Annotated in this window: 10 protein-coding genes; 4 read left to right on the forward strand and 6 right to left on the reverse strand. The window is 61.9% G+C overall.

All coding sequences use genetic code 11. The annotated features are described in order from the left end of the window. Positions 1 to 257 precede the first annotated feature (257 nt). Positions 258 to 2,711, reverse strand: a complete 2,454-nt coding sequence (locus BMX68_RS23440; RefSeq protein ID WP_017129942.1) for a penicillin acylase family protein — start codon at positions 2,709 to 2,711, stop codon at positions 258 to 260. Between the two features lie 125 nt (positions 2,712 to 2,836). Continuing rightward, complete coding sequence (locus BMX68_RS23445) at positions 2,837 to 3,481, reverse strand: glutathione binding-like protein (RefSeq protein WP_017129941.1); 645 nt, start codon at positions 3,479 to 3,481, stop codon at positions 2,837 to 2,839. A 177-nt stretch (positions 3,482 to 3,658) separates the two neighbouring features. Between BMX68_RS23445 and BMX68_RS23450 the strand changes: the two genes are divergently transcribed. Then, complete coding sequence (locus BMX68_RS23450; protein ID WP_017129940.1) at positions 3,659 to 4,819, forward strand: Gfo/Idh/MocA family protein; 1,161 nt, start codon at positions 3,659 to 3,661, stop codon at positions 4,817 to 4,819. Positions 4,820 to 4,975: 156 nt separating this feature from the next. On the opposite strand, the gene BMX68_RS23455 is transcribed toward BMX68_RS23450, so the two are convergent. Both BMX68_RS23455 and BMX68_RS23460 read right to left on the reverse strand, forming a co-directional pair. Beyond that, positions 4,976 to 5,188 (reverse strand): SEC-C metal-binding domain-containing protein, encoded by a 213-nt coding sequence (locus BMX68_RS23455; RefSeq protein WP_039792045.1) that lies wholly within the window; start codon positions 5,186 to 5,188, stop codon positions 4,976 to 4,978. A 7-nt stretch (positions 5,189 to 5,195) separates the two neighbouring features. Continuing rightward, positions 5,196 to 5,678, reverse strand: coding sequence for an LEA/WHy family protein (locus BMX68_RS23460; protein WP_026012967.1), 483 nt, complete (start codon positions 5,676 to 5,678; stop codon positions 5,196 to 5,198). 136 nt (positions 5,679 to 5,814) lie between these two features. On the opposite strand from BMX68_RS23460, the gene BMX68_RS23465 reads away from it, so the two are divergent. Then, positions 5,815 to 6,318, forward strand: a complete 504-nt coding sequence (locus tag BMX68_RS23465; protein WP_017129938.1) for a hypothetical protein — start codon at positions 5,815 to 5,817, stop codon at positions 6,316 to 6,318. On the opposite strand, the gene BMX68_RS23470 is transcribed toward BMX68_RS23465, so the two are convergent. Together BMX68_RS23470 and BMX68_RS23475 are read right to left on the reverse strand one after the other, a co-directional pair. Then, the gene (locus BMX68_RS23470; RefSeq protein WP_017129937.1) at positions 6,311 to 6,787 is read right to left on the reverse strand and encodes a YchJ family protein; all 477 of its coding nucleotides are present in this window, start codon (positions 6,785 to 6,787) and stop codon (positions 6,311 to 6,313) included. The two genes, BMX68_RS23465 and BMX68_RS23470, sit on opposite strands and share 8 nt — an antisense overlap. Before the next feature lie 4 nt (positions 6,788 to 6,791). After that, positions 6,792 to 7,289: a DUF6231 family protein gene (locus tag BMX68_RS23475; protein WP_017129936.1), complete on the reverse strand. Its 498-nt coding sequence runs from the start codon at positions 7,287 to 7,289 to the stop codon at positions 6,792 to 6,794. Between the two features lie 356 nt (positions 7,290 to 7,645). On the opposite strand from BMX68_RS23475, the gene BMX68_RS23480 reads away from it, so the two are divergent. Both BMX68_RS23480 and BMX68_RS23485 read left to right on the forward strand, forming a co-directional pair. Continuing rightward, a complete protein-coding gene (locus tag BMX68_RS23480) occupies positions 7,646 to 7,924 on the forward strand; it encodes a DUF1145 domain-containing protein (protein WP_017129935.1) in 279 nt (92 codons plus the stop codon). Then, positions 7,917 to 8,675, forward strand: coding sequence for a hypothetical protein (locus BMX68_RS23485; protein WP_017129934.1), 759 nt, complete (start codon positions 7,917 to 7,919; stop codon positions 8,673 to 8,675). The genes BMX68_RS23480 and BMX68_RS23485 overlap by 8 nt, the downstream gene beginning before the upstream one ends. Positions 8,676 to 9,138 lie beyond the last annotated feature (463 nt).

Genomic DNA, 9,138 nt, shown 5'->3' on the forward strand with positions numbered 1-9,138 from the left:
GATGAGCGCTTGTGGCGCTGAGTGCTGTTACTGGAACGCGTATGACTCGGTAAAAGTAGCAATTTCCGAACCATAGTTCCGAACAAGCGTTTTAAAATGTAGGAAATGGCTACAGGCCAGCCGATGATGCCCGAAATCGGGCATCAAGAAACCGGTGCTCCCTATCAGTGCAAGAAACGCCCTGTGAGGACGCACCCGGCTGATGCGCAGACTGTGGCGAGTGGGCGAGCCCGCTCGCCACAGTCCAGATGTCGGGATTACTTGCCCGGTGTCAGCGTCAGGCGCGTAGTGCCATAGGCCTTGTCGAAGTTCTGTGGCTGCATGGGGAAACTGACGTACTGGGCCTTCAACCAGTTGTCGATGCCGTTGGCGTAGTGCGGACTGGCCGGATTGCCGGACTGGCCGGGGCTTTGCTGGCCGAGCATTGGCTCGGTCTGGCCGAAGTCGACGATCAGCCGTAGTGCCGGCGCCAGGGTGGTGTCGAAGTTCGCACCGCCCCACAGATAGGCCGCAGTGTTGAGGGTGGTGTGATCGCCGCCAGCCTGGATCGGCCCACGGATCACCTGGCCGCTGGCGTTCTTCCATTCGTATCGGTGCAACTTGCCCCATTGCCAGGCCTTGTGGTCGACCCCCAACTGGCTGTCGCCGGCAGTGATCGCCGCCGCCAGGCTGCGGGCCAGGATGGCCGGCTTGTCTTCCTTCTGCGGGGTGCGACTGTCGTCCCAGAACGGGCTGTCCTCACGCCCCAGCAAATGGTCGGCCTGGGCCGAGTAGGACAACCGGCCATTGGCGATAAACGCCTGCCAGACCGGTCCGTTTTCCGGGCCGAGTTTGTCGAGGAAGATCTGCTTCATGCTTTCTTGCAAGAACAGTTCGTATAGCGCGGCGTCGGCCGAGGTTGGGCTGAGCTTGCCGTCGAACGCCATCAGGCGGCTGAAGGCTTCTCGCGCCTTGCCGCGCTCGGCTTCGGGCAGTGCATCGATAGCCTGCTTGAGCGGCTGAGCCATGCCCGGCGCTGCGAACATCTTCTTCAGCTTGTTGGCGAAGGTGGTGCTCTGGTCGTACTGCATGGCAATGACGCTGCGAGTGTCCTGCTTGCCGGAGACGGCCAGTTCCGCCAGGCGTTCGCCGCGCTCCGGGTAATACCAGGAGTTGGACAGTTGCATGCCGTAACCCTTGGCCGCCGTGCGCTGGTTGGCGGTGCCCAGCCAACCCTGGCGCGGGTCCTGGTCGTAAGGATGGAGCATCGCATCGGCATAACCGTCCCAGTCGAAGCGGCCGTCCCAGCCCGGCGACGGGAACAGGCCCTCGCCTTCGCGGCGATTCGGATAGCGACCGGTGACCTGCCAGCCGATATGGCCGGCATCGGCGAAGATCATATTCAGGGCGACGGCGCGGATTTCCCGGCTGGCGTCCGAGGCCTTCTCGATGGTCTGTGCTCGGGACAGATCGAAAAACGCATCGAGGCTCTTGTCGTCCTTGAGCGACGGGGTCTGCAAGGCCAGGCCATAACCGTTGGCCAGCGGCGTATCGCCCAGGGCGCTGTTGAGCAATGGCCCATGACGGGTTTCGAAGACGCTCTCGCGGATCGAGCGCTGGCCTTTGATAAAGAAGGTTTCGTTGCGCACGCTGGCCGGCAGCCATTTGCCGTCGACTTCGTAATAGAGCGCAGTGCCCTGGCGCTTGAGTTTTTCCAGGAACAGGTCCTGGTCGTCGCCGAGTACTGCGGCCATGCTCCAGGCCACCTTGCCGTTGAAGCCGGAGAGAATCGCCGGCAGGCCGGCGAGCGAGGCGCCGGCGGCCTGGTATTTCGGTGCACGGATCTGCACGTAGTTCCAGGCGCCGGGGGCACTGGTCGGTTGCTGCAAGTCGGCGGCCAGCAGGCTTTTGCCGCTGCGACTGTGCTGTGGGCCGATGGCCCAGTTGGTCGAGGTGGTGGCACCGAGGCCGTTGAGTGCCGCCACTTGCCTGACTGCCTGGTTGACGGCGCCGAGCCCGGCAATTTGGCTCAGGACCACGCCTTTGAGCTTGTCCGCATCTGCCTGGAGCAGTGGCTCGTCCGGCGCGGTCGGGGTCAGCCAGGGGAGTTTGTCGATTCCGACTTTCTGAGCGATGACCAGCGACGAGATCTCCTGCTGCAGGTTGGCCGACCACTGGAAGTTCAGTAGGCAGAAGATCAGCGCGGAGTCTTCCGGTTTCCAGTATTCGGGCGTGTAGCCGGTCTGGGCCAGGTCCGCCGGCAGCTTGTCGCGGTAGCGGAACAGGTAGGCGTTGACGCCCCGGGCATAGACTTCGAAGAAACGTTTGAGGCGCGGCGACGCGGCGTTGTACAGCTCGCCTGCGCTTTTTTTCAGATTGACCGCGCGCATGAACCGGTCGCTATCCAGGGCCTCGACCCCGTTCATTTCCGCCAGACGGCCTTGGGCCAGCAGGCGCAGGGTAACCATCTGGGTGATACGGTCGCTGGCGTGGACGTAACCGAAGGTGAACAGCGCATCATGGAAGGTGCTGCTTTCGATCAACGGCATGCCGCTAGCATTGCGGCGCACCGACACGTTCTGCGCGAGCCCCTTGAGAGGCTGTACGCCGGAGGTCGGCGGCAGGCTGTCCTGGGTGTTCCAGGCCTGGCAGCCGCTCAGGCCGAGCAGGCCCGCCACGGCGGCGGCAACGCCACACTTGTGAAGAAAAGGGGGAAAGGCTGGCGAGGCCATGGCAAGGCTCCTGCGGGGGGTAGCGTCAGTAAAGGCGCTACGTTAGTGAGCAGGAGGAAGCCGCGCAAGACGGGAGCTGCGCTTATTTTCGGTTTTGCGCAATCTCGCCCGTTTCTGTCGAGGCTTCAAGTCTTGGGCGGGTTGATTCTGTCCACCCAGGCATAGGCGCGCTCGGTGGCTGGCCGAGCCTGGATGACCTTGAACCAGCGATGCAGGTGGGGGAAGTCTTGCAGTTTCTGGCTCTGGCGCTGGTGGGAAGCGATCCATGGGTAAATCGCCATGTCGGCGATGCTGTATTCATGACCGGCGACGAACTCGCGGTCGGTCAGACGCTTATCCAGCACGCCGTACAAACGGGCGGTCTCGTCGATATAGCGCTTCATCGCGTAGGGGATTTTTTCTGGCGCGAACACATTGAAGTGATGATTCTGCCCGGCCATCGGCCCCAGGCCGCCCATCTGCCAGAACAGCCATTGCAGGGCCTCTTGGCGCCCACGCAGGTCCTGGGGCATAAAGCGATCGATCTTTTCCGCCAGATACAGCAGGATCGCCCCGGACTCGAATAACGACAGTGGTTCGCCACCGTCGGCTGGCGTGTGGTCGACGATTGCCGGAATTCGGTTATTGGGAGCGATCTTCAGGAATTCGGGCTTGAATTGCTCGCCGGTGCCGATATTTACCGGATGGACCTGATAGGGCAGGCCGGCCTCCTCCAGGAATATCGTGATTTTGTGGCCGTTGGGGGTGGTCCAATAATACAGGTCGATCATGGCGCTCTCCAGGTCGGTTCTCGTTGAACCGTTGCGAATCTTGCGCGGCGGTTCGCCGTGAGTCGACTGTTTTACTCCCAATGACTTGTCGGGTGGAAGCCGTTGATGCTCAACTGCAAGGCTTCACGGCAGATAACAGGGGCACAGGGGATGGTGGTACGAAGACACGGAGACGATATGAAGCCACGTTCCATTGCGATCATTGGCACCGGGATGATCGGCGCCGTGCATTGGCAGGCGGCGCGCCAGGTGGGAGCCCGCCTGCGCGGTGTGCTGGCCTCATCGCCCGAGCGTTCGCGGCAAGTGGCGGGCGAGTGGGGCGCGGAGTGCGCGTTCGAGTCCCTTGAAGCGGTGATGGCCGACCCTTCGGTCGAGGTCGTGCATATCTGCTCGCCCAATGCCTACCACCTCCCGGCTGCCGAGGCCGCGCTGAAGGCCGGTAAGCATGTGATCTGTGAGAAACCGTTGGCAACCACCTTGGCTGATGCGCAGGTGTTGGCGTCCCTGGCGACCGAGCGCGGCCTGGTCGCCACCGTTCCCTTTGTCTATCGCTATCACCCGATGGTGAGGGAAGCCCGTGCGCGCGTGCAAAGCGGCGACATCGGGGCGCTGCAACTGATTCATGGCAGCTACTTGCAGGACTGGTTGCTGGACAGCCGCCACAGCAACTGGCGGGTCGATGCCGGGAAGGGCGGTGCTTCACGGGCGTTCGCCGATATCGGCTCGCATTGGTGCGATCTGGTCGAGTGGATCAGCGGTGAGCGCTTCGAGGCGGTGGTGGCCAGCCTCTCGACCACCATCAAGACCCGCCCGACCCTGGCGAGCCAGACCTTCAGCGCCGTGGCCGAGTCGCCCATGGGCTCCACGGTCGCGGTCGCTACCGAAGATGTGGCGGTTGCCCTGTTGCGCACCACCACGGGCATCCTGGCCAACGTCACCATCAGCCAGGTATCGGCCGGGCGCAAGAATCGCCTGTGGTTCGAAATCGATGGGGCCCGGCGCAGCCTGGTATTCAACCAGGAAACCCCGGAACAGCTCTGGATCGGCGGTGTCGATGCAGTTGAACTGCGGGTCAAGGACCCTTCGCGCGGTGCATCCGAACAGCGTCGCCTGGCCACGGTGCCCGCCGGTCATGGTCAAGGTTATGTCGACTGCTTCGCAGCGTTTATCGGTGATACCTATCGTGCCATCGATGGCGAGTCCCCTGAGGGGTTGCCTACCTTTATGGATGGGCTGCGTTCGGCGGCGATTATCGATGCAGTGTTGAACTCCGTGGCACGGCAGGGCTGGGTGTCTATCCCCGCGCATCCGAAAATGCTGCGGGAACAGGCGCAATAGCCCGGTTCCAGATTGAAAGTCGTTCGTCGAGGGTCGATGGGCTATCGAAGCCCCGGTAACACGATCACCGAGCGGGCGGTGATTGAGCTTTCTGTTGGCGGCGTGCGGATAAAAAGAGACCTGCGCTAAGCAGGTCTTGTTGACACCGATGGGCGATCAGGCCCCGTGGCACTTCTTGAACTTCTTGCCGTTGCCGCAAGGGCAAGGGTCGTTGCGGCCCACGTCCTTGAGTGTGTTGCGTACCGGTTCCTGATGAGCGTGGCCGCAGTTTGGCCCGTGAACGTGGCCGTGGTCGTGGTCGTGGTGTGCGTGATCATGATCGTGATCGTGATTGCAATCAGGGCCATGGACGTGAGGTTGCTGAGTCATGCGGGAACTACTCCGAAATTAAATCGCTGGCAATTATCTCGCCTTTGCGTACCAGGTGCACGTCATAGCCGATGAATAATCCAGTTTTCAGCTCGCCCTCCAGGCGATAGGGAATCGGCTGGTCGGCTTGTCTTTTCAGGCGCTTGGCCAAAGGCTTCAGGTGCTGCCAGAGATTGGTCTGCACCGGCACGACAAAAAACGCCCGGCTGTTGGGCGCCACCGTCAGCCATTCGTCGGACTCGCCCTCGGCCAGCAACCATTGATCCAGGTAGATCCGATAGCGCAGTCCGCGCACGGTCAGGGTGTTGTCGTTGGGGTTGTCGACCCGCAAATGCAGCTTGAATGTCTGTTGCAGCATCTTGACCTTGACCGGCTCTACCCGCACCAGGTGGACCTCGGGGTCAAGGGGCCCGGCGTCGAGCCAGGACGCGCAGCCGGACAGCGCCAACAGCATCACCAAGCCAAGGGACCCGAGTGTCCGTGAATACATAGATTCCTCCCACCGAAGATGCAGTCTAGCAAGCCCGTCGCCCCGGCGTCGCCAGGTTGTGATGGTAAAACCACCTGGGCGATACTGCGGGTCAGTGGCGCGGCGCAACCGAGCCCGACGCACTAGGAGTGTGGTCATGAGTCTTTATGAGATTGTCTTCAGCGGCGAACTGGTCCCCGGCGCTCCGGTCGAGCAGGTCAGGAGCAACCTGGCGCGGCTGTTCCAGGCCGATGCGCAGCGTATCGAACTGCTGTTTTCCGGGCGCCGCCTGGTCCTGAAGAACAACCTCGAGGCGGCCGCCGCCGAGAAGTACCGGGCGAGCATCGAACGTGCCGGCGCCGTGGTCACGGTGCTTGAGATGCCGATGGAGGAGATCGAGATGAGCGCGGCTCCCGAGCCAGTCGCCCGTGCCCGAGCGGTGCCACGAGATGCCTATATGGCCGCTTTCAGCGAGGTCGATGCGCCGGATTATGTGATTGCCGAGGTCGGCAGCGATATGCAAGACCCCAGGCCAGCGCCTGTCGCACCGCTCTTCGACCTGTCAGCGTTCAGCGTGGCGCCGGTGGGCAGTGACATGGGCCAGATTCCGGCGCCGGCTGGCGCCGCAGTGCCCGATACGTCCCACCTGAAGCTCAGTTGAGCAGATAGCCTGAACAGCACTTCTTGAATTTCTGCCCGCTGCCACAGGGGCAGGCATCATTGCGTCCGGCCTTGAGCGGGACGGTTGGGTCGATGAAATACCAGCGCCCGCCGTTCTGGACAAAGGATGAGCGCTCGCGGTGGCTGTGTTCGCCGCCGTGGTCATGCCAGCGCACGGTAAAGGTCACAAAGGCGTGCTCGGGATGGCCGCCGAAGACCTCCGCGCTTTCCACCTGCAGGCCCAGCCAGGTGCTTTGCGCGCTCCAGTCGGCGATGGACTGGCGATCCAGGTCGTGCTGTTGGCTGGGCAGGGTGGTGGTCACCAGATAGTCGACCAGCCCCAGCACATAGGCGCTGTAGCGCGACCGCATCAGCGCCTCGGCACCGGGTGCGGGATGACCTGCATGATAGTGGCCGCAGCAGGCATCCAGCAGATTGCCGCTGCCGCAGGGACAAATGGATGTACTCATCGGATTACCACCAGTACTTGCCGAAGTTTTCCGGGTTGGCCCAGAACTTGGCGTTGAGCCAGTCCGGTACCTGTTTGTATTCGCGTAGATCGTAAGTGAACAGCGTCAGTACCTGCTGGTCACGCTGGAAACGCTCGCTGCTTTGCAGGGCCAGGGCAAAGAAGTCGCTGTCCTGCCAGCCGCTGGCCGGCATGTCCACCAGCACCGCGATGCGGCTGGCATTGAGGTTGCGGATGCCGCCGAGCAATTCCCGACCGGCGCGCTTGGGCAGGTGCTCCAGGCAATCGATCACCAGCGCCAGGTCGAAGCGTCGTACCGCCAGCTCGGCTGGCAGCGCTCCCGGTTCGGCGACGGCAACCTGGGTCTGTGGGTGCACGGCCTGAAAGGCCTCGAGTGCTGGAAAGCTGCCCGCGCCCACCAACAATAGGTTCTGCGGTGCATAGCGATCCAGCAACGCGGCCAGGGCTTGTTGGGGCGTGCGCGAAGAAATGCTCTCGGTCATCGACAATCCTCATTCAGAACTGCAAAGACTAGCCTGCCTGAACGGCGTGGCCTAGTGGCCCGTGTGCTGAGTGCTGTTCGTCGATTTCGGCGCCACCCGCCCCTGGCTGGCGTTGCTGTTGCTCGCCATAGCCCGACTAGACGGGTCACAGCGCCTTGGCCATGGACGTGTGACATCCGAACTTGAGCTAACGAACTCATTGTACAGGCCACTAGCCGGACAGCATCTCTGGACCGAAAAGTTTCGCCGAATGGGTGAGCCGGGCGGCTGTCGGTGAATAATTTTCCGAGTTCCCTGGCACATTGCCTAGGCAAGCCGTTACTGTGCGCCCGAAGAATAATATACAAGGGGGGCATATGAAGCTGCTGTGGGGGTTGGGAAAGGTCATGATGCTGTTGTTCTGGCTGGTGCTGCTGAGCAACCTGGCGCATCCGCTGGTCAGCCCGTTTGGTTTAGGGGTGAATCTGGTCGGGAGCCTGCTGTTGCTGACCCACCTGCTTGAGATACTGCTGTTCAACGGCGACCTGCAAGGTCGTCGGCAGCCTTGGCGTGATCGGGCGCAGATCCTGGCGTTCGGTATGTTCCATCTGCAGATTCTACTGTCACCGACGTGCGAGGAAGTCAGCCATGCGTAGTCTGTGTCTGTTGGCAGTGCTGTGCAGCCCACTGGCGTTTGCCCAGGTCGTCAGTGTTGCCCCCAATTCGCTGTTACGCCTGCCGGGTAATATCCATGTGTTGCAGTTGGAACGATTGGAGGTAGTAGATCATGGCACCTTGCTAGTGCCAGCGGGTATCACCCAGTTGAGCGTGGACGAACTGCACCTGGGGTATGAGGCGCGTATCGCCATCGTGCCCGGCGAACAGAGTTTCGAGTTCAGGGCCGGTCGCGCCGAGTTAGGCAGTGGCAGTCAGATTACTGCGCGGGGTACGCCGGGCAACTACCAGAAAGCGCCATTGCCAGGTCGTAACCTGAACCTGCGGATCGATGCACTGAGCGGATCATTGTTGTCGGTGGATGCCCGTGGCGGTACCGGGACTCCTGGTTATGTCGGGCTCGACGGCGCCAATGGCGAGGAACCGGGTTGCACCTGGGGTCAGGCCGGCAGGGGGGCCGATGGTGACAATGGCGGCGATGGCCGTCCGGGTGCGCCGGGAGCGCAGGTTCGGTTGGAGCTACCGCGCGATTATCCGACCGAGCAGATCAAGGTCCAAGTCGATGGCGGCGCTGGCGGTCCGGCTGGCGCGGCGGGGCGCCCGGGCGCGGGCGGCAAATCCAAGGGTTGCTTTGTCTACAAGGCCGCAGGTGGTAAGTCCGGGCGTGCGGGGCTGGCGGGACAACCGGGACCCCAGGGGACGCCGGGTAGCCTGACTATCCAGCGTCTCTGATCGTTCCGACTCCCAGCAAAAAGAAATGCCGCTCAGGGCGCTCTTGTGAAGCAGAGCGTCCTATCTGGCTCTAGCGTTTTAGTTTTTTTGAAACTAAGTAGCAATAAAGAACTTCAATGTGCGGAGTCTTGTAGGACTTTTCCTTACTTGCTGTAGCTCATCTATTTAAACACCGAACACCCCCCCATCTTCCCGCACACCTAGGCACACTGGCCTCTCGCGTACCTGTTCTTTTTATACGCGCCATGAACTTCCTACGCCTTGGTACATATGGCGGGTGATCCCCGACTGGCTAAACGGCGAGCTTTTCAACCGACTGCATGGCCGCAGCCTTGAAGATGGATATCACCGCGATGAACTCACCCGACTCCACCATGCCTCGTCACACCCGCCTGCATTCCCTTGAGGCCCCCTTGCCCCTGAATCAACTTCAAGTGGAACGCTGGGTCGGCCATGAAACCTT

Source organism: Pseudomonas agarici, from assembly GCF_900109755.1.
GTDB lineage: Bacteria > Pseudomonadota > Gammaproteobacteria > Pseudomonadales > Pseudomonadaceae > Aquipseudomonas > Aquipseudomonas agarici.